Raw genomic sequence first — 19,960 nt, forward strand, 5'->3', positions numbered from 1 at the left:
GGGAGTAGGGAGTAGGGAGTAGGGAGTAGGGAGTAGAAGAAGAAAAAGCTAGTTTTTCTCGATTACCAATTTCCCATTACCCATTACCAGTAAGAGACTTTAATATCCAGCCTACAATAACTCCTAAGCCACCGAAGCGGACAGCTTGCCAGAAAGGGGCTTTCAGGCTTCCCCAAGAAAATAATTGGCTTTCGAGGTTGACTTCTATGGTTTCTAGTTGTGCTTGAATTTGCTTTAGTTCTGCCTTTAACTGTACTTTTGAGTGTGGCGATCGCGATCGCTCGATGTCTCGCTTAACCTGTTTTAATTGCTGTTGGAGTTCTACTTGCTGCTGTCGATCGTGTTTGACTTGAGCGTAGCGTTGTTTCAGGGCGACAAGCGATCGCTCAACTTCTGCGATCGAGTTTTCCAACTCATCCTCTGATGGCGCAGGTGATTCTGGTGGCTGTGGCGGTTGCATCGATATTTGTTAGATTAGCGATCGAAACTAATATGCCCACCAGTATGCTTCAACCTACCAAGTTGGATCGAAATTCATCGTTAAGCGAATTTAGCACGCAGGAACTAGCCCAAGTTTTGATGGAAAGATTGTCGATCTCGCCTGACGAGTGGCACAAGCTTAAGTCTAACCGTAAAGCTAGAGCCAACGAACAAGCAGCGGCGGCGATCGTCTTTTTACTTAAAGACCAACCAGAAGAAGCATTACCAAGGTTACAACAGGCAGTTGGTTGGTTAGACCGCTCGATCTCTGCTCCACCTTGTCCCACTCATCAAAAAGGGGTGAGGAGCGAGGAGTGAGGGAGAAAGGATCGGGAGACAGGGGAGACAAGGGGGACAAGGGAGTTTCAGGTGCAGGGGAGCAGAGGAAGGAGAAGAAAAATTTCTGAGGTTTTCCGACTTCGAAATTCTGAATTTTGAATTCCCCTCGCTCCTCACTCCTCGCCCCTAATTAAGCAAGGGTAAACGGAAACGGCTACCCATCTGCTTACCAAGTCTCAGTTCTGTTCCGGCTGCGTTCCAAATTACGCGATCGAAGATTTTGTATAAAATACAAGTACCGCGACCGTTCTCCGATTCTACTGAGGGCAAATATGCTTCTGGATCTGGGTTGCAATCGCACGGACGGTCAAAACCACAGCCCTGATCGGAAATGATCCACCAATAATGGTCGTCTGTGTAAGAAAATCGAACGATGACAACCTTACCGGGATCTAGCTTGTTCCCGTGTTTAGCTGCATTGACTAGTGCTTCCTGCAAACCCAGGCGTAGTTCTGCTTGCAACCGACACGGTACTTCTGCTAAGAGTAAATCGAGGATAGAACACAAATAGAGCGTAGAGGCAAAGCTAATCGTACTCCAGTTACGCCCAACTGGACGCGATGAGATAGTAATCACTACAAAAAACTCCGTAGCTTCCGGCTATTAATGACACGAACTTGCTGAGCGACAAACATAACGAATTAACAAACGCTAGGTACGATTTACTTCGTTTGTATGCATTCAAAGCAAACGTTGCTGACGTGCAATAGCTGAAAGAACTACTGCGAAGCTATAAAAAACTTGCGCGTACGATCTGCGATCGCCACTCCATATAGACAATCAATCGAGCGAATCCAGCCTTTCTTCCTCAACAGCATATAGCCCCTTGGATATCTGCCAACCTTCAAAAACAACAGCCAACCTTATATATGCGTTATATATGCGTTGACTGTATTTTCACTTGAATTGTATTGATCGAGATTAAAATTGGCAGCTGCCTCTTAATCAATATTAGCATCTTTGTTATCTTCTATCCTACACATTTATGCGGATCTATCGTAATTATACCTAAAACGAGGGGCGAGGAGTGAGGAGTTAGGGAAAAACGAGGGGCGAGGGGCGAGGAGTGAGGAGTTAGGGAAAGAAGAGAGAGTCGCAAATCGCTATGCTCGCAGTCACAATTAAACCCTACACTTCCCACGCTTCCCACACTTCCCACACCCCTCACCCCCTCCTCCTCCTCACCCCTCCTCCCTCACCCCTCCTCCTCCTCCTCACCCCTTACTCCTCACCCCTCACTCCTCACTCCTCACTCCTCACTCCTTTCTAAAAACGCTGCACACTCTACATGGGCGGTTTGGGGGAAAAAGTCGGCTGGTTGGACTCTGGTAAGGTGGTATTTGCCATTTTGACAGAGTAATTTTAAATCGCGGGCAAGGGTAGCAGCTTTACAGCTGACGTAGACGATACGTTGTGGCTGGGTTTGCAGCAGGGTTTCAATGACAGCGCGATCGCATCCTTGGCGGGGTGGATCGAGCAGTACAATATCTGGAGTTGTTTCGAGTTGGGGAAGCAGTTTTTCGACTTCTCCGACTTGAAATGTAGTGTTGGTAATCTGGTTGATTCGGGCGTTGTTTTGGGCTTGTTCGACGGCGGCGGATTGAACTTCTAAACCGATTGCTTGTTGCACTTTTTGGGCTAGGGGTAAGGTCAACGTGCCGATGCCGCAGTATGCGTCTACTAAGATTTCGTGTCCTTGTAAATTCAAGTGTTGCGTAATTTCTTGCAACAGGGCTTCAGCCGCCTCCGTATAAACTTGAAAGAATGTATCGGGTAGCACATGAAACTTTAAACCCGCAAAAATTTCTAGGAGATACGGGTGTCCGGCAATACATCGGGTTTCACTGCCAAAAATAACGTTGGTGCGATCGCTTTGACGATTTAACGAGACTCCTACTAGTTGAGGATAGCGGTCTAACCATTCCTGCGCCTGGGCTTCAATTCCAGGTAAGTTCCAGTCTTTTACTACCAGAGTTAGCAGCATTTCTCCTGTACGGCGACCGATTCGTAAGGCTAAATGGCGTACTTGTCCCCTGTGGTGTTTTTCGTCATATACCCGCCATCCGCGTTGTTGAATGTCTTGTTTGACTTCTGCTAGCAGAGGGTTGAGGCGAGGATCTTGGACGGGACATTGATTGAGGTTAATTAACTGATGGCTGCCTTTTTGGTAGTAGCCTGCTTGGATTTGACCTGTAGCTGATTTTCCTAAAGGATATGTAGTTTTGTTACGATAACCGAGATCGGCATTCCCTGTTAAAACGGTATCGACAGGGGGATAAGAAAAGCCACCAATCCGTTCTAATGTCTGGATAACTTGATGGCGCTTGGCTTCCAGTTGATATTCGTAGGCGATATGCTGCCACTGACAGCCGCCACATTTATCAGCTACGATGCAGCTAGGACGGATGCGATCGCCAGAAGATTCGAGCAGTTGTTGGAGTTTACCGTAGGCGTATTGTGGCTTGACACGCACCAAACGCACCTTAGCGCGATCGCCTGGAGTCGTATCGGGAACGAAGACAACCCTACTGTTGACACGCCCCACCCCATCACCACTATCATTTAGATCGGTAATGGATACTTCTACTAAGTCGCCCTGTTGCCAGCGATCGGGAGTGCGATCGTTCATGTTTTGTAAATTTTGTCCCCTTGTAACAGACATAACTGAAAAGATCCCTTTATTTGGGGGACACGAAATCGCTAAACTACAAATGATATTCTGACTCATTACCTATAATCATGAGTGTAGTAAGCCAAGTTATTCTCAAAGCCGATGATGAGCTGCGCTACCCCAGCGCTGGCGAACTCGAAAACATTAAAAACTTTTTGCAAACAGGCATACAGCGGATGCGCATTGCCGCAACCCTAGCCGAAAACGAAAAGAAAATCGTTCAGGAAGCAAGTAAAAAACTGTGGCAAAAACGTCCTGATTTTATTGCCCCTGGGGGAAATGCCTATGGCGAACGTCAGCGGGCGCTATGTTTGCGGGACTACGGCTGGTATCTGCGTCTAATTACCTATGGCGTGCTAGCTGGCGACAAAGAGCCGATTGAAAAGATTGGTTTGGTCGGTGTCAGAGAAATGTATAATTCTCTGGGCGTTCCCGTTCCTGGAATGGTTGAGTCAATTCGCTGTTTGAAGAATGCTTCTTTGTCTCTATTGAGTGCGGAAGAAGCAGCGGAAGCAGCACCTTACTTTGACTATATTATTCAGGCAATGTCATAAGATTTGAGTCTACTAAAGTAGCTCAAATTTGTTTTGGTTTAATATCTCGGCGGATGTCTCCCCACTCTTGGTAGTGACTGTGGCAGTTTGAATGTCAGGTTGCTAGCAAGCGGTGGGGAAACTTTTTTTTATTTGTTTTGTAGTCGCGCTGTTTGTTGCGATCGCCTTTTCAACTCCACCGCCTGAAATAGCTGTGAAATAAGATTTGGCACTACCCCCCTTGCTATTTCTTTTTATTTATAGTACAAAAATACTAAATAATTTCTAGTATGCGATCGCTTTCCTGTTCATACTGCACCATGAGGTAAATTATGACTGAAACTAACAGAGAAAAGACTAGCAGCAGAGCCTTTGATATAGCCACTTGCTAAATCAATAGCTTTCTTTACTATCCTACTTTTCTGTATTGGATTTTTAACCAGCGATTTATACTTGCAGAAATTAGGTTTTTCAGACTTTTCACTTCTTCAAGCTCGTTTTATTTTAACAGGATGTTTAGTATTATTTTCTATTAGTTTTAGTGGTTTATGCATCATGTTTGGATGCTCAAGTATATTTTATTTCATTGATAATTATAAACAAGATGCACCTAAAACCCACACTCTACCTAAGTGGTTTATCAGAGAAATAGCAACTCACCCAAGCCGCTCAAGGCTGGTTCTTTCATCAATTGCCCTTGTACTTCCTGCAATTATCTCACTTTGTCAGGCTGAAGGCAGAGATTTCTCAGAAAGATTTACGATCTCATTATGGCTTTACACTTTTAGCATGATTCCAGGAGTCGTTTATTTTGTTCTATGGAGAGATTTTATAACAAACAAAAGGAGAATAAATTCTACTCAAGACTATGTATTTTTATCTCTTGCATACCTCTTTTGTTTCTTTGTGTATATAGTACCATTTGCACAATATATCTATCCGAGAATTTTGAACAAGTTGGCGGAGGAAACCCAGAATAGTACAAATTATTTTTGCTAAAGATCAAGCAGAGATAATTAGACGTTTAATATTCCCACTTGTACAACGGGAGAAATTCAGAGTAACTTATCAAAACCCTGAGCTTATTATTTGAAGGTAGCGAACACTATTTTTACGTTTAGAAGATAGAGCGCAACCTGTTAAGATAGGCAAGAAGGCTATTATCGGCGAAATTCCGTTAATAGATAATCTCAACAAAAATCAAAAAGCAACTGACTGTCCACGAATACCTACTACTAATAGTAATGAAAAGTTAAAGAATCATTAATTATTACTGAAATATATGCTATGTCTTCAGAAGCCATTGCTACAGTCATTAAAATGATAGAATCTTTACCTGAAAATGTACAGGAAAGGGTTATTGACCATTTGCGAGAGTATATTACAGAATTGCAAGATGAACTTGAGTGGGATAATTTAGTTGAGAAAACACAACTCAAACTGATTGCTGCTGTTAGACGTGCTAAACAAGAAATTGCTGAGGGACTGGCACACCTTTAGAATATGACCAGCTATGATTACGATCGCTTTTTCTAATTGAATATTTGATTTGTATTCAGATAAATTGTAGGGGCGCACAGATGTGCGCCCCTACGACATTTAATTGAAAACGGCGATATATCAAACCGATTTAACGCATGTCGTAACCAAACAAATTCGGATCGACTTCTCCTAATTGCAAATCTGCCAAACCATATTCATTCCAACGTCTTTCTACCATCGTCGCGACATCAGGATCGGATTCTAAAGGCGCGCCCCATTCGTGTTCTGTTTCAGGGGGAATTTTAGTTGTCGCATCAATTCCCATGCGTCCGCCTAAACCAATTTTCTCGCTGGCAAAGTCGAGGGTATCGAAAGGTGTATTGGGTAAAATAAACACATCTCTGGTTGGGTCAACTTTGGAACTAATTGCCCAGACAACTTGACGCGGATCGCGAATGTTAATATCCTTATCCACCACAATCACAAACTTAGTATAAGTGAATTGGGGTAAGGCACTCCAAAAAGCTAAGGCTGCCCGTCGCGCTTGCCCAGGATAAGCTTTATCAATGGAGATAATCGCGGCTTTGTAGCTTAAAGCTTCCATTGGCAGGAAGAAATCGACAATTTCTGAAACTTGCTGCCGCAGAATAGGAGTATAGATCCGATTGAGAGCAATCGCCATCATTGCTTCTTCTTTCGGCGGACGACCGCTAAATGTGGTCAAATAAATTGGGTCTTGGCGATGAGTCATGCAGTGGAAGCGGATGAGGGGCGAATCTTCCAATCCACCGTAATAACCCATATGATCGCCGAAAGGACCATCGGGTAAAACTTCGCCTGGGGTAATGGTTCCTTCTAAAACAAATTCAGAGTCGGCGGGAACTTCTAAATCTACCGTTTTGCACTTGGCTAAGTTTACGCCAGAACCGCTATAAAGTCCGGCGAACAGCCATTCCGATAAATCTACAGGAATAGGAGTAGCCGCCGCCATAATAATTAAAGGATCGACACCAAGGGCGATCGCAACTTCTAATTTCTTACCCCGTTCTGCGGCTTTACGCAAATGTCTCGCCCCACCGCGTACTGATAACCAGTGTACTGTCATCGTGTTATGCGATTGCAACTGCAAGCGATACACGCCGACGTTAGGCGTACCTGTCTCGCAATCTTTGGTAATGACTAAACCTAGCGTGATAATTTTACCTGCATCCCCAGGATAGGGACGGATCAGGGGAAGTTTATTTAAATCGAGTTCGTCGCCTTGAATCACGACTTGCTGACAAGCGGGAAAAAAGTCTCTTCCTGGTTTGGCTTTGACAACATCAAATAACACCTTGCCAAATTCTACCGCTTGAGAAATCTTCTTCGGTGGTTTTGGCTGTTGCAGCATACTCAGCTTTTTCCCCAACTCCTCTAGTTCTTGGGGTGTCTGCATGTTCATCGCCCAACATATCCTTTCTACCGTCCCCATCAAGTTAATTGCTACAGGATGGGGCGAACCTTTGACGTTCTCAAACAATAACCCAGGACCACCTTGTTGTAACATCCGGTTAGAAATCTCGGCAATTTCTAAATCGGGATCGACTAATGCGGTAATTCGCCGCAGTTGTCCTCTTTGTTCTAGAAGTTTGATAAATCCCCGCAAATCTCTCATAGCTGGTTTCGCTTAGATCTATCTTTCAGGGTATTTCATTTTGTTGTCATTGGTCATTTGTCACTTGGAGGTGAGTAGTAATTTCGATCGCAGTTTCCAATTATTTATAGAAAACTATAATGGCGATCGCTTGCTGTGGCTGTATGTGTTGTTCCAATAGTAAGCTAAGTTCTTCCTTACCCATTTCCCCTTGAGCTACTTGTATCACAAGATGATAAGCTCCTTCTTCACTCATGTTGAGTTCGTAGCCATTCATTCCTAAAAAAGCGATCGTAGTAGCAAAAGCAGTTCGCTTGTTACCGTCTAGAAACGGATGATTTTAGCAAGGTGATAGAGGTAAGCCGCAGCTTGTGTAGAAAGAGTGGGATGTAGCAATTCTCCAAAAAAGGTAGTTTGAGGTTGTGCTAAAGCTGAATCTAGCAATCCCTCATCTCTAATACCGTCGAGTCCACCAAATCTTTCAACTTGACGTTGGTGAATGGCTAGCACATCTGCTTTTGGTACAAACTCAGGAATCTGCAAGACGACGATACACTCCCGACCATTTTTCCTCAGTTTCTAAATACGCTTTGAATGCCTTGCTCTTTGGAGTCTGCTTTTTCACAGTACGAATTAATTCTAAGGCTTTCTGCAATTCAGGTTCGCTCAAAGAATCAATTTCTTGGATAAGTTGCTCTTTAGTATTCATCTGGCAAATTTGACTTTTGACTTTTGACTTTTGACTTTTGACTTCTCCCCCTTGCTTCCCTTGTCCTCCTTGTCTTTTACTCAACGACTATTCAAAGTATCCCTTCTAATCTTTCGTTTTTGGATAGTGCCGATCGCTTTGACAAATAAAATCTCAATTCGATTATATAATTTTTGCGGTAGCAGTAAGAGTAAATGAGCGGCTAATAGGGTTGAGAGAGTTCGATAGGGTTCCTCAAATATTAATTTCCCATAATTAGCTAAAGCTAAATGAATTAATTTAACAGATGTTTTTCCTTCCCGAAACCGGACGGCACTGCGGGCTAAATACCTGATATAGTAAGCTTTAATTGCCCCGCGCCAACGCAAGTTTAATTCTGGTGCGTACGAACGAGTTTTTTCAACTTCTTGGCTGGCAGATTCTAACCGTTTCAGTAAGTTTGCTGTCATGCCTCCAGAATTGACTCTGTATAGCGTCAAAGCTGCGGGAATACCTTCTATTTCCCATTGGGTTTGAATCAAAATTCGTAGTAAAAAATCAGTTTCTCCTCCCGATACTCTAAATTGTTCGTCAAAATAGCAGTCTTCAAAAATTCCATGCCGCTGATGCGTGAATTTGATATCTTCTAAAACTTTGCGACGGATGACTCCTGCCGAGCCATTTCCAATTGGATTACAACGGAGTAGATACGGTAAGTTAATTCCTTTTAGCTTAGGCATTTGGTAAGTTCCTAAACACTCACCATTTTCATCAACAAAACTAGAACGACAAAAACTCATCCCGACAAAAGGAGATGATTCTAAATGTGCGATTTGTTTTTCTAATTTTTGCGGCAACCACAAATCGTCTCCATCTAAGAAGGCGATATATTCTCCTCGTGCATGACGAATTCCCGTGTTTCTCGCCGCTGGTACGCCGCGATTTTCTTGACGAATAATTCTAATTCTCGGCTCGTTAAACTGCTGACAAATTTCTACACTGCGATCGGGCGAACCGTCATCTATGACTAGAATTTCAAAGTTTTTATAAGTTTGGGCTAACACTGAACGAATTGTCGCTGCAATATATGGTTCACTATTGTAAACCAGAACAATAACAGAAACTTTTGTCATCTCTAAGATTTGCGCCCATTTCAGGGGTAGTAATATTTATCATACGGTAATGTTGCGTAAGAAAAACTTTCTTACAGTAATATTTTTTACTAAAAAGGCTTGCAGCTCAGCTCCGAGTCGAGCTAGAACCGTAAAAATCCGTGCAAAAATCTATAGTTCAAAAATCTATAATGGGTGAATGTAAAGCTAAACCCGAACTTGTCTGCACCTAATGACCACTGCTAACCGCCGCTATCACATCACGACTTTTGGCTGCCAGATGAACAAGGCTGACTCCGAACGCATGGCTGGCATCCTTGAGGATATGGGCTTCGAGTGGTCAGAAGACCCAAATGAAGCAAACTTACTCCTCTACAATACTTGCACGATTCGGGACAACGCCGAGCAAAAAGTTTATTCCTACTTAGGCAGACAGGCGAAGCGCAAGCAGGAACAAGCAGACTTAACAATCGTTGTCGCTGGTTGCGTGGCACAGCAAGAAGGAGAAACACTGCTGCGACGAGTACCGGAAATCGATCTCGTCATGGGACCCCAACATGCTAATCGATTGGGGGAATTGCTGGAACAAGTATTCGACGGCAATCAAGTTGTAGCAACAGAACCAATTCAAATTGTCGAAGATATTACGAAACCGCGCCGCGATAGCACCGTAACGGCTTGGGTAAACGTGATTTATGGTTGCAACGAACGTTGTACTTACTGCGTGGTTCCCAACGTGCGCGGCGTAGAACAGTCTCGCACGCCGGAGGTGATTAAAGCCGAGATGGTAGAGTTAGGCAAGCAGGGATACAAGGAAATTACCTTACTCGGTCAAAATATCGATGCCTACGGACGCGACTTACCAGGAACTACCCCAGAAGGCAGACACTTACACACGCTGACAGATTTACTCTACTACGTCCACGACGTGCCAGGAGTTGATCGCCTCCGTTTTGCTACCAGCCACCCGCGTTATTTCACCGAACGATTAATTCGTGCCTGTGCGGAGTTACCCAAGGTATGCGAGCATTTTCACATTCCCTTCCAATCGGGTGATAACGAAGTCCTCAAACGGATGTCACGGGGTTACACGCACGAAAAATATCGGCGGATTATCGATAAAATTCGGCAACTCATGCCCGATGCTTCAATTAGTGCTGATGCCATTGTCGGCTTTCCTGGGGAAACTGAAGCACAGTTTGAAAATACGCTCAAATTAGTTGCTGATATTGGTTTCGACCATTTGAATACAGCGGCTTATTCCCCTCGTCCCGGGACTCCCGCTGCTTTATGGGATGCACAATTAAGTGAAGAAGTCAAGAGCGATCGCCTGCAAAGATTAAATCATTTGGTCGCCACCACAGCTCAAGCGCGATCGCAGCGTTATTTAGGTAGAGTTGAGGAAGTTTTAGTCGAAGACCAAAACCCCAAAAATCCCCAGCAAGTGATGGGAAGAACGAGGGGAAATCGTTTGACGTTCTTTGATGGCGATATTGTCCAGCTCAAGGGTAAATCAGTCACAGTCAAAATTACCGAAGTACGGGCTTTTAGTTTGACAGGAGAACCGATAGAAGCGCGACAATTGGTAGTTAGTTGACAGTTATCAGTTATCAGTGTAGAAAGCTGACTGTGACCGAAGGCGCGATCGATTGAGGATTGCTGTAGCTGAGTAGAGGTTTAATAATGCCTACTATTGCCAAACACAATGAGGTTATTACAGTCATCATTATTTTTGTTGTAGAACCAGAACAACAGCAGGAACTAATCAATACGATTGTTGAATTCGTGGAGGCAGAGGTAAAGCACCAAGCTGGTTTTGTTTCATCAAGTCTCCACAAAAGTTTAGACGGTATCAGAGTCCTAAACTACGCTCAGTGGAAAACTCTAGAAGATTACAAAGCTTTCCTTAATAACTCTGAAGTACAAGCGCGGGGAACAGTTAAATTATCCAATTTTCATTTACTAGATTCCCGCGTATACGAGGTGACGATTTCTTTACCGGAATCAGCAGACCTCACAATTTCTCCAGGGCGCTTAATTCACTTGGGAGAATTTAGAATGCAGCCGGAAAATCAGTCTCGCTTGATAGAGCTAGAGCGAGAAAACGTTACAATTGCGTTAGAACACCCCGATCTATTGTCTGCAAATTTTCACCGTTCGCTGGATGGAACGCGCACGATGAATTATGGATTTTGGCAAACCCTCGATAATTTTGAACTCCTAGTCAAAGAACCAAAATTTGCCCCCGTGCGGGAATATTGGCAAGATTTATCAAAAAACGAATTTCACCTGTACGAAGTCGTTTTCACCGAACCTCATGAGTAAAAGTCAAAAATTAAAAGTCAAAACTTTTTGATATGTTCTAGAGAGCGATCGCTGTTAACTAACAACTGACAACTGATAACTGAATTATGCAAGTTCGTACCTCTTACACTAGACTTTTAGTAACTGATTTGAAAGCTTGTTTTGCTTTTTATCGGGATATTTTGGAATTTAAGGTAATAGTAGATGCTACTCAGGAAGGGTATGCTGAATTTACCGCTGGAGATATGAAAATAGCAATCTCACAACGGCTAGAAATGGCAGAAATAATTGGTAGCGATCGCCTCCCACTTCACGCAGAATGTCAAGATCGTGCCGTGCTAGTTTTCGTGGTTGCCGATGTAGAGACAGTTTGTCACGAATTAAAACACAAGGGAATTAAATTTACGAGAGAGCCAATGGCTAATCCTAGCTACGATCTCAAAACTGCTTATATACGCGATCCTGATGGAAACTTAATCGGAATTTATCAATATATGATTTGACCAATTTCATTTATCAATATGTTTGAAATTGAGTTGACAATATAGCTCTCGTTGTTTTACCTTGAAATATGCATGAGGAACTATCGCTCGTTTAAAATACAAATCAGAAATTAAGAAAGTAGCGAGTTAAGAATTAAGCGATACTTTTCCTGTTCTCAGCTAGCTATATCGAAACAAATTGAGTAGATTTAGACTTTTCAAACTAAAACGTACGGCTGACAATTCGATCGCGCAATAGAGTAAACCAATTCAGCAATTGGAGAGTTTTATGACATCTCTGCAAAATTCTCGCGTGTGGTTGATTACAGGTAGTTCCAGTGGTTTCGGGAGAGCGATCGCCCAAGCAGTATTAGATCGGGGCGAGAAAGTCGTGGTAACGGCACGAAATCCCCAACATGTTGAAGATATTCAGACAAAATATCCCGATCGCGCTCTAGCAGTACAGCTAGACGTGACTCAGCCAGTACAAGTCCAAGCAGCAGTAGAAAAAGCGATCGCTAAATTCGGACGCATTGACGTATTAGTTAATAATGCTGGCTACGGTACGATGGGGGCGTTGGAAGAACTCAGCGATGAAGCAACCCGCCGCCAGTTTGAAACGAATGTTTTTGGGGCGCTGAACATGATGCGGGGGGTGCTACCCTCGATGCGACAGCACCGCAGTGGATACATTCTCAACCTTTCTTCGGTAGGTGGTTTTGTGTCCTTTCCTGGTGCTGGAATTTACTGTGCGACTAAGTTTGCTCTAGAAGCCTTGTCTGAAGCACTTGTCAAGGAAGTAGAGTCGTTAGGGATTAAAGTTATCATCGTCGAACCAGGGGCGTTCAGGACAGATTTCAACGGGCGATCGCTCGTCCTCGCTGATACTCAAATTACCGATTACGAACCCGTAGTTGGTGGTTTCCGTCAGTGGCTGCAAGATATGGATGGCAAGCAACCGGGCGATCCCGTTAAAGCAGCCGAGGCAATGATTCAAGCCGTAAATAGCGACAACCCACCTTTACGACTCGCTTTAGGTGCAGATGCCGTGGGTGCAATTGAAACAAAACTAGAATCAGTCAAGGCAGAGATGGAGGCTTGGAAAGACGTAGCCGTGAATACGGCTTATGAAGGGGCAGCTGTCGGCGCGATTGGAGGGTAAGCGATCGTTCAATTTCCTCTACTTCTCCCATACTCACCCCATCCCTCACACAACTCATGAAAGCAATTCGGATGCACGCTTATGGTGGCGCAGATGTCTTGAAGTACGAAGACGTGCCGCTACCTCAACCCGCAGCAGATGAAGTTTTAATTCGGATCTATGCGGCAGGAGTTAATCCTGTAGATTGGAAGATTCGCGAGGGATATGTGGGTAAAACCTTCAATTTGCCCCATATTCTGGGTGCTGACGTTGCGGGAGTTGTGGAGTCTGTTGGTGATGCCGTGCAGCGACTGAAGCCAGGAGATGAAGTATACGGCTACGCTAGCTTACGGCGGGAAGGTACGTATGCTGAGTATATCGCTGCTAAAGAATCGGAAGTCACGCTAAAACCCAAAAGCATCGATTTTATTCAAGCAGCAGCTTTACCAGTGGCAGCGCTGACATCTTGGCAGGCAATTTTCGATACGGCGCACTTAGAGGCAGGACAAAAAATTCTGATTCATGCCGCATCTGGTGGAGTAGGATCGATCGCCGTGCAATTGGCAAAAGCTAAGGGTGCGCATGTTATCGGTACGGCTTCTACTCGTAATACTGAATTTATCCGCAAATTGGGAGTAGACCAAGCAATCGATTACCAGGCAACACCATTTGAAGATGTCACGCGCGATCTCGATGTCGTATTAGATACGATTGGTGGTGAAACACGATCGCGATCGCTCAAAGTTCTCAAACCAGATGGAATACTCGTTTCAATTGTCAGCCCGCCACCAGAAAGTGCCAGCGTGCGAGTTGCTATTAACCACGTACAACCAAATGCGGCGCAATTAGATGAAATTACCACTTTCATCGACTCAGGGCAAGTTAAACCTCATGTAGAAACCGTACTACCCTTGAGCGAAGCCGCACAAGCACACCAGTTAAGCCAAAGCGGACGGACGCGGGGTAAAATCGTGCTGCGGGTTGACTAAAGGAAGAAAGCAGTAAATTTTTCTCCGATCGCCAAGTCGCTGCATACTAGTATCTATACTTGAGGAGTTCGTGTATTCGATCGATCCAACTTACAATCGGGCATGGAAAATCCTCGCCAACTAGCTTTTATCGCTCTCAAGGCAGTACATCGCGATGCCTATGCAGATGTCGCTTTAGATCGGGTACTCAGTCAATCGAATTTAAATGCTAACGATCGCCGTTTGGTAACAGAATTAGTTTACGGTAGCGTTAGGAGAATGCGATCGCTCGATGCTTCGATCGATCGCTTAGCTAAAAAAAAATCTCACCAACAACCCCCCGACTTACGCACTATTCTTCATCTCGGCTTATACCAGCTGTGCTATCTCACCCATATTCCCCCCTCTGCCGCTGTCAATACTACAGTGGAATTGGCAAAAACTAATGGTTTGGCTGGATTGAAGGGATTTGTCAATGGGATTTTGCGTCAATTGATTCGGGAGTCGGTAGGGGCGGGTTTCCAAACCCGCCCATACGGGAGTCGGGAGTCGGGGGACAAGGAAGACAAGGGAGACAAGGGGGAAAAACAACCAACTACCAACTACCAACTACCAACTACCCATTACCCATTACCAGAAGATCCAGTTGAAAGACTAGGAATTCTACACAGTTACCCTAATTGGATGATTGAATTGTGGCTGGAACAGTTGGGTTTGGTAGAAACAGAACAACTATGTGAATGGTTTAATCAATCGCCAGCGATCGATCTACGAGTTAATACTTTACAAACTTCTATCGAAGAAGTAGAGACGCAGTTACAAGCAGCAGGAGTGTCTGTAACGCGGCTTCCCCATCTACCCCAAGCTTTGAGGTTGACTGGAAGTATTGGTGCAATTCAGAATTTGCCTGGATATAGTGCGGGATGGTGGACTGTCCAAGATAGTAGCGCTCAACTTGTGAGTCACGTACTCGATCCGCAAGCGGGGGAAGTTACGATCGATGCTTGTGCTGCACCTGGAGGTAAGACAACTCACATAGCCGAATTGATGCAAGATCGAGGGACAATTTGGGCTTGCGATCGCACGACATCTCGTTTGAATAAACTTAAAACAAATGCCGAACGCTTACAATTGCGATCGATAAAAATTTGTCCTGGGGATAGCCGTTCTCTGCCTCAATTTACGAATATAGCCGATCGCGTGTTGCTCGATGCTCCCTGTTCTGGATTGGGAACTTTGCACCGCCACGCCGATGCTCGTTGGCGACAAACACCCGCATCAGTACAAGAACTTGCTAACCTACAAAAAGAACTACTCGATTGCACGGCTACCTGGGTGAAACCTGGTGGTATTCTTGTCTATGCCACTTGCACTCTTCATCCTTTAGAAAATGAAAGAGCAGTGGAATGGTTTTTATCAAGCCATCCCCAATGGCAAATCGATCCTCTTCCACCCGATTCTCTTGCAACTCCATTTTCTACCGCCGCAGGCTGGCTGAAGTTATATCCCCATCAGCATCAAATGGATGGCTTTTTATGGTTCGATTGAAGAGAAGGGAGCAGTGACCAGTCATCAGTTAACTGTCAACTGTCAACTGTCAACCAATTACCAATTACCAAAAATGACTAATAATTCTAATACCAAAACTTTAATGAAAATCTTGATCGGTGCTGCTTGGTTGGACGGCAAAATTCAACCAGCGGAAAGAAAATATCTTCAGCAAGTCGCTCAAGCAAAAAATTTGGCTGACGATCCAGAGATTCGATCTTTACTCAACGAACTCCGAACAGTACAGCCTACAGAATGTTATGAATGGATTCAAGCATATTTAGGCGATCGCCCTAGTGAAACAGCTTATCAAAGTTTGATTGAAGCTATTAGCGGCTTAATTTATAGTGATGGCGATGTTGCCGTGGAAGAGGCTAAATTGCTCAACAAAATAGAGTCTTCTCATTCAGAGGAAACAGAACATCATTCCATTCACAATTCTGCAATTCACGCAATTCAAAGGCTCTACCGCCGTTGGGTAGAGACTCAAAATTAGTCATTTGTCATTGGTCATTTGTTATAAGTGAGTCGTGAGTGGCTAGCGATCGGTGGTTAGCAGCTAAATTTTTTGTCTAGTTACTCTTCACCAGTCACTAATCGCTTACAACTGATAACTTTGTACAGACGTTACTTTGTACAGACGTTACATGTAACGTCTCTACACTGACTTATGACTTCACTATTACTTTGGTTCGCCAACTCCAGGAGTTTCTTCTTTTTTAACTTCCGGTACTACGTCTGGACGCTCTTTATCTTCCCAACCTACAGGACGCTTGGAATTGTACCAAGCAACTGAACCAATTGTCGCAGCAGCAATAAAACCTACTACATATACTAGAGTTGCAGAGATTGGAAAGTGGGGCTGATTTACTGCCGCATCTGCTGCTGCTTGCATTAATATGTGCATAGTCATATTTCCTCAAATTGCTAATACTACTGTTTAGACCCTATACAAACAGAGTACCATTTCCATCCTCCCCAGGAAAGAAGCTCAGTGTCAGTTATCAGTTATCAGTTATCAGTATGGAGACGTTACATGTAACGTCTAGACAAAGTTATCAGTTGTCAGTAACCAAAGAGCAATTACCAATTACCAATTACCAATTACCGATTAGCTTCCCAACAAACAAGCCACTGGAAACAGCAAATATTCTAAAAAAAATAGCTTCCAAATGAATTGATAGCAACTGGCGATCGCGCTTTTATCTTGTAAGTTTACTTGACGGCTGCGCCACCATAGCAAAGCTAAGAGTAATAAGTGGGTACTGATGAGAAAAGTTGAGTTAACTGAGGGAAGTCCTAGAATTCCTGCAATTATTATACCTGTATAACATGTAGTTATTACCCAAAGTGCTAGGTTAAAAACTTTTTCTTTACCTAAAGCGATGGTGAAAGTTGTAATGTGATACTGGCGATCGCCTTCTAAATCGGGAATGTCCTTAAAAATTGCGATCGCAAAGGTAAATACCACAATAAATAAAGTTAGCGTCCAAACAGAGCTAGGAATTGCTAAAACTCCTTGCCATAACCAGTTGAAATGTAGAAATAATCCTAAATTAACTATTGCTCCTCTAACAGAAAAAATGCATAAAGCTGCCCAAAAAGGAAATCTTTTTAAACGAATTGGTGGTAAAGAATAAGCTGTTCCAATTGCTAAACTTATTGCTACCATGCCAAATAAATACCATCCAGCAGTCCCAGCTAATACTAGCGCCAAAATTCCCGTTATGGCTATTAAAATTTGACCTGTGCGCCGTGAAAACTCACCAGATGCTATTGGTAAATGGGGTTTATTAATTTTGTCAATTTCAACATCTTCTAGTTGATTTAATCCCACAATATAAATATTGCCGCACAGACAAGCAATCCACGCCAAAAATAAGGGCTGTAGGGGCGGGTTTAGCCAATAAATTATGCGTTCGACAAGAGAGCTATCTGCAAAACCCGCCCGTACGGAAGTCGAGAGTTGAATTATGCGTTCGACAAGAGAGCTATCTGCAAAACCCGCCCGTACGGAAGTCGAGAGTTGGGAAAGATCGATCTGCGCATCAAAGGCAATTAAGTACATTCCTAAGACGCTTAAACTCGTACCGATAATTGTGTGGGGACGCGAGAACTTCCAAAAAGCATAAAGCCACTCAACTAAATTTAATCGCTTGACTTTCGGCGTTCTCTGCGTCTTGACGGTACGTTTCATTACTTAATCCCACATAACAAGCCAAATCGAATTAAACCACGCTGGTAGCCCCGCTGCATCAACCCCAGAGACAATGCTGCTTGAATTGTTTCCCAGCCAGATAAAATTAAACCTAATATTGCCGTGGGATTAAGAGCAGAATCGATCACCACATCCCAAAAGGGTGCTACGGCAGTTGACCAATCTGCGGTACGGATGTTGTTTAATGGAAGATTGCGGGCGATCGCTTCATATTCCGGTAAGGCGATCGTGTAAGGTAAGTGATACACCTCGTAAATCTCGTTCAGATGCTTTTGCTCGTCTGCCGTCAGAATACCTCCTGACTGAGCATCTATAGGGCGATGACACCAAGTCACCATTATCAGCTTTCCCCCGGGTTGCAACACGCGGTAGCACTCTTGCATGAACTTAACCTTATCGGGCATATGTTCGCCGCTTTCTAATGCCCAAACAAAGTCAAAGCTGTTATCCGCAAAAGGCATATTCTGAGCATCTGCGACTAAAAATTCGGTTTTTTGACTCAAACCCATAGCTTGAGCGCGTTGAGTCGCCCGATTCGCTTGAAATGGGCTGAGAGTAATTCCCGTGGCTTGGGCGTTGTATTTTTGGGCAAGATACAGCGAACTACCACCTATACCGCAGCCGACATCGAGGATATGCTGTGCTTGCTCTACATCTGCCCATTGCAGCAGTTCTTCAATCAAATCAATTTGTGCCTGTCGCCGCTCTTTTCTCTGTTTTCCATCTGTGCCATAGTAGCCATGATGCATGTGTTCCCCCCACACCTGTTCCCACAAACTAGAGGAGGAATCGTAAAATTGCCCAATCCGCTCGTAAAGTGTTGCACTCATCACAACTCAGCATTAACGCAACCCGCAATTAGCCTACCACAAGAGACAAGTTGTAAGTCGTAAGTCGTAAGTAGCAATCCTCTTGACTCTTGCCAACTACCAGTTATCAACCACTAACTAACAACTACCTCCCTCACTGCTCACCCCTCACCCCTCACCCCTCCAAATGACTGTTCCTCGAACTATTTCTTTAGGATTTTTAGCGGTAATCGCTGTTGGAACGTTGCTGTTGATGTTGCCTTTTTCTTCTAGTAGCGGTGATTGGACTAACCCAATTGTGGCGCTGTTTACGTCTACTTCTGCTGTTTGTGTTACTGGGCTATCTGTAGTAGATGTAGGGACTTATTTCTCATTTGTGGGACAAGTGATTTTGGTTGCTTTAGTACAAATTGGTGGGTTGGGTTATATGACAGCTACCACCTTTTTGTTAGTTTTAATCGGGGTAAAGTTTGGCTTACGCGATAAAGTGGCAATTCAACAAGCGCTCGATCGAACGGGGTTATCTAATAGTGCCAATTTAATCCGTTCGATTATTGGCGTGACGCTGATTTTTGAAATTACGGGAGTTTTTCTACTTTTACCAGTTTTCATACCTGATTACGGACTCGATCGCGCTCTATGGCTAGCTATTTTTCATAGCGTCAACTCTTGGAATAATGCTGGTTTCAGTTTATTTAAAGATAGTTTTATTGGCTTTCAAACATCTATTTTATTAAATTTAGTTGTAACAGGATTAATTATCTTCGGTGGTATTGGCTATGGAGTACTTTTTCAACTTTATATCTATCTGCGCGATCGCCTCCAACGCAAGCCAGAAAGAGTCGTGTTTTCGCTAGATTTGAAAGTAGCAATTAGCACGAGTTTAATTTTATTGATTGCAGGTACGGTTGCTTTCTTTTTAATCGAGTCGAGAAATCCCAATACTTTCGGTAATCTCAGTTGGCAAAATAAAATATTAGCTGCTTGGTTTCAGTCTGTGACTCCCAGAACGGCTGGATTTAACACGATTGATATTGGCAAAATGACTAATGCTGGCTTATTTCTTACTATTGCTTTTATGTTTATTGGTGCAAGTCCAGGTGGTACGGGTGGAGGTATAAAAACGACAACTTTGCGCGTGTTAACTAGTTGTACCAAAGCAATTTTACAAGGGAAAGAGGACGTGCTACTCTACGAGCGCCAAATTCCACTTAACCTGATTTTAAAAGCCGTTGGCGTACTAGTTGGATCGATCGCCACGGTCATACTAGGAACAATTTTAATTTCCTTGACTGACCCGAACATAGATTTTATTCAAATCTTGTTTGAAGTCGTGTCTGCTTTTGCTACTGTAGGACTTTCGACAGGAATCACCGCCAATGTCTCCACTGCGGCTAAGTTAGTCTTAATTGCCATCATGTTTATCGGACGGGTAGGTATTTTGTTACTCATAGGAGCCGTACTAGGAGATCCTCGCCCTACTGCTATCCACTATCCAGAAGAAAATTTACTGGTAGGATAAATTGCTAGAAACCAGCTATATCGGGATGTC

23 protein-coding genes are annotated in these 19,960 nt (G+C 43.7%); 12 read left to right on the forward strand and 11 right to left on the reverse strand.

The genetic code is table 11. The features are described 5' to 3' along the window. Positions 1 to 76: 76 nt before the first annotated feature. Entirely contained in the window at positions 77 to 460 is a 384-nt protein-coding gene (locus N4J56_RS01635) for a DUF2203 domain-containing protein (protein WP_317104846.1), read from the reverse strand. A 44-nt stretch (positions 461 to 504) separates the two neighbouring features. Here N4J56_RS01635 and N4J56_RS01640 point away from each other — a divergent pair, with 44 nt between their 5' ends. Then, on the forward strand, positions 505 to 798 hold the full coding sequence (locus N4J56_RS01640) for a DUF6439 family protein (RefSeq protein ID WP_317104847.1): 294 nt from the start codon (positions 505 to 507) through the stop codon (positions 796 to 798). A 147-nt stretch (positions 799 to 945) separates the two neighbouring features. On the opposite strand, the gene N4J56_RS01645 is transcribed toward N4J56_RS01640, so the two are convergent. Continuing rightward, on the reverse strand, positions 946 to 1,395 hold the full coding sequence (locus N4J56_RS01645; RefSeq protein ID WP_106547036.1) for an ATP-binding protein: 450 nt from the start codon (positions 1,393 to 1,395) through the stop codon (positions 946 to 948). A gap of 673 nt (positions 1,396 to 2,068) precedes the next feature. Further along, positions 2,069 to 3,448, reverse strand: a complete 1,380-nt coding sequence (rlmD, locus tag N4J56_RS01650) for a 23S rRNA (uracil(1939)-C(5))-methyltransferase RlmD (protein ID WP_410500399.1) — start codon at positions 3,446 to 3,448, stop codon at positions 2,069 to 2,071. Positions 3,449 to 3,558: 110 nt separating this feature from the next. Between rlmD and N4J56_RS01655 the strand changes: the two genes are divergently transcribed. From N4J56_RS01655 to N4J56_RS01665, 3 genes are all read left to right on the forward strand, one after another. Next, positions 3,559 to 4,044 (forward strand): allophycocyanin subunit alpha-B, encoded by a 486-nt coding sequence (locus tag N4J56_RS01655; protein ID WP_015152396.1) that lies wholly within the window; start codon positions 3,559 to 3,561, stop codon positions 4,042 to 4,044. Between the two features lie 432 nt (positions 4,045 to 4,476). Further along, positions 4,477 to 5,022, forward strand: a complete 546-nt coding sequence (locus N4J56_RS01660) for a hypothetical protein (RefSeq protein ID WP_317104849.1) — start codon at positions 4,477 to 4,479, stop codon at positions 5,020 to 5,022. A gap of 288 nt (positions 5,023 to 5,310) precedes the next feature. Continuing rightward, positions 5,311 to 5,523: a hypothetical protein gene (locus N4J56_RS01665; protein WP_317104850.1), complete on the forward strand. Its 213-nt coding sequence runs from the start codon at positions 5,311 to 5,313 to the stop codon at positions 5,521 to 5,523. Between the two features lie 130 nt (positions 5,524 to 5,653). On the opposite strand, the gene N4J56_RS01670 is transcribed toward N4J56_RS01665, so the two are convergent. The 5 genes from N4J56_RS01670 to N4J56_RS01690 all read right to left on the reverse strand — a co-directional run bounded on the left by N4J56_RS01670 (position 5,654) and on the right by N4J56_RS01690 (position 8,959). Further along, the gene (locus tag N4J56_RS01670; RefSeq protein WP_317104851.1) at positions 5,654 to 7,159 is read right to left on the reverse strand and encodes a UbiD family decarboxylase; all 1,506 of its coding nucleotides are present in this window, start codon (positions 7,157 to 7,159) and stop codon (positions 5,654 to 5,656) included. Positions 7,160 to 7,259: 100 nt separating this feature from the next. Further along, positions 7,260 to 7,430, reverse strand: coding sequence for a hypothetical protein (locus N4J56_RS01675; protein WP_317110554.1), 171 nt, complete (start codon positions 7,428 to 7,430; stop codon positions 7,260 to 7,262). Positions 7,431 to 7,462: 32 nt separating this feature from the next. After that, entirely contained in the window at positions 7,463 to 7,681 is a 219-nt protein-coding gene (locus N4J56_RS01680) for a Fic family protein (RefSeq protein WP_317104852.1), read from the reverse strand. Continuing rightward, a complete protein-coding gene (locus tag N4J56_RS01685; protein ID WP_317104853.1) occupies positions 7,668 to 7,931 on the reverse strand; it encodes a hypothetical protein in 264 nt (87 codons plus the stop codon). The genes N4J56_RS01680 and N4J56_RS01685 overlap by 14 nt, the downstream gene beginning before the upstream one ends. Continuing rightward, positions 7,928 to 8,959 carry a glycosyltransferase family 2 protein gene (locus N4J56_RS01690; RefSeq protein WP_317104854.1) on the reverse strand — a complete coding sequence of 344 codons (1,032 nt, stop codon included), beginning with the start codon at positions 8,957 to 8,959 and terminating at the stop codon, positions 7,928 to 7,930. The genes N4J56_RS01685 and N4J56_RS01690 overlap by 4 nt, the downstream gene beginning before the upstream one ends. A gap of 211 nt (positions 8,960 to 9,170) precedes the next feature. On the opposite strand from N4J56_RS01690, the gene miaB reads away from it, so the two are divergent. The 7 genes from miaB (at position 9,171) to N4J56_RS01725 (ending at position 15,877) form a co-directional block, all read left to right on the forward strand. Further along, positions 9,171 to 10,535 (forward strand): tRNA (N6-isopentenyl adenosine(37)-C2)-methylthiotransferase MiaB, encoded by a 1,365-nt coding sequence (gene miaB / locus N4J56_RS01695; RefSeq protein WP_317104855.1) that lies wholly within the window; start codon positions 9,171 to 9,173, stop codon positions 10,533 to 10,535. 86 nt (positions 10,536 to 10,621) lie between these two features. Beyond that, entirely contained in the window at positions 10,622 to 11,263 is a 642-nt protein-coding gene (locus N4J56_RS01700) for an antibiotic biosynthesis monooxygenase family protein (protein ID WP_317104856.1), read from the forward strand. An 86-nt stretch (positions 11,264 to 11,349) separates the two neighbouring features. Further along, on the forward strand, positions 11,350 to 11,745 hold the full coding sequence (locus tag N4J56_RS01705; protein ID WP_317104858.1) for a VOC family protein: 396 nt from the start codon (positions 11,350 to 11,352) through the stop codon (positions 11,743 to 11,745). 268 nt (positions 11,746 to 12,013) lie between these two features. Further along, positions 12,014 to 12,886, forward strand: a complete 873-nt coding sequence (locus N4J56_RS01710) for an oxidoreductase (RefSeq protein WP_317104859.1) — start codon at positions 12,014 to 12,016, stop codon at positions 12,884 to 12,886. Between the two features lie 56 nt (positions 12,887 to 12,942). Further along, positions 12,943 to 13,854 (forward strand): NADP-dependent oxidoreductase, encoded by a 912-nt coding sequence (locus N4J56_RS01715; protein ID WP_317104860.1) that lies wholly within the window; start codon positions 12,943 to 12,945, stop codon positions 13,852 to 13,854. 102 nt (positions 13,855 to 13,956) lie between these two features. Continuing rightward, positions 13,957 to 15,381 (forward strand): 16S rRNA (cytosine(967)-C(5))-methyltransferase, encoded by a 1,425-nt coding sequence (locus N4J56_RS01720; RefSeq protein WP_317104861.1) that lies wholly within the window; start codon positions 13,957 to 13,959, stop codon positions 15,379 to 15,381. Between the two features lie 73 nt (positions 15,382 to 15,454). After that, positions 15,455 to 15,877, forward strand: coding sequence for a TerB family tellurite resistance protein (locus N4J56_RS01725; protein WP_317104862.1), 423 nt, complete (start codon positions 15,455 to 15,457; stop codon positions 15,875 to 15,877). Between the two features lie 186 nt (positions 15,878 to 16,063). On the opposite strand, the gene psb35 is transcribed toward N4J56_RS01725, so the two are convergent. The 3 genes from psb35 to N4J56_RS01740 all read right to left on the reverse strand — a co-directional run bounded on the left by psb35 (position 16,064) and on the right by N4J56_RS01740 (position 18,429). After that, positions 16,064 to 16,288, reverse strand: a complete 225-nt coding sequence (gene psb35, locus N4J56_RS01730; protein WP_410500400.1) for a photosystem II assembly protein Psb35 — start codon at positions 16,286 to 16,288, stop codon at positions 16,064 to 16,066. 204 nt (positions 16,289 to 16,492) lie between these two features. Further along, positions 16,493 to 17,578 carry a homogentisate phytyltransferase gene (locus N4J56_RS01735; protein ID WP_317104864.1) on the reverse strand — a complete coding sequence of 362 codons (1,086 nt, stop codon included), beginning with the start codon at positions 17,576 to 17,578 and terminating at the stop codon, positions 16,493 to 16,495. Beyond that, a complete protein-coding gene (locus tag N4J56_RS01740; RefSeq protein ID WP_317104865.1) occupies positions 17,578 to 18,429 on the reverse strand; it encodes a methyltransferase domain-containing protein in 852 nt (283 codons plus the stop codon). The genes N4J56_RS01735 and N4J56_RS01740 overlap by 1 nt, the downstream gene beginning before the upstream one ends. 166 nt (positions 18,430 to 18,595) lie before the next feature. On the opposite strand from N4J56_RS01740, the gene N4J56_RS01745 reads away from it, so the two are divergent. After that, positions 18,596 to 19,930 carry a TrkH family potassium uptake protein gene (locus N4J56_RS01745; RefSeq protein WP_317104866.1) on the forward strand — a complete coding sequence of 445 codons (1,335 nt, stop codon included), beginning with the start codon at positions 18,596 to 18,598 and terminating at the stop codon, positions 19,928 to 19,930. Positions 19,931 to 19,960 lie beyond the last annotated feature (30 nt).

The sequence above is a fragment of the Chroococcidiopsis sp. SAG 2025 genome (assembly GCF_032860985.1).
Classification (GTDB): domain Bacteria; phylum Cyanobacteriota; class Cyanobacteriia; order Cyanobacteriales; family Chroococcidiopsidaceae; genus Chroococcidiopsis.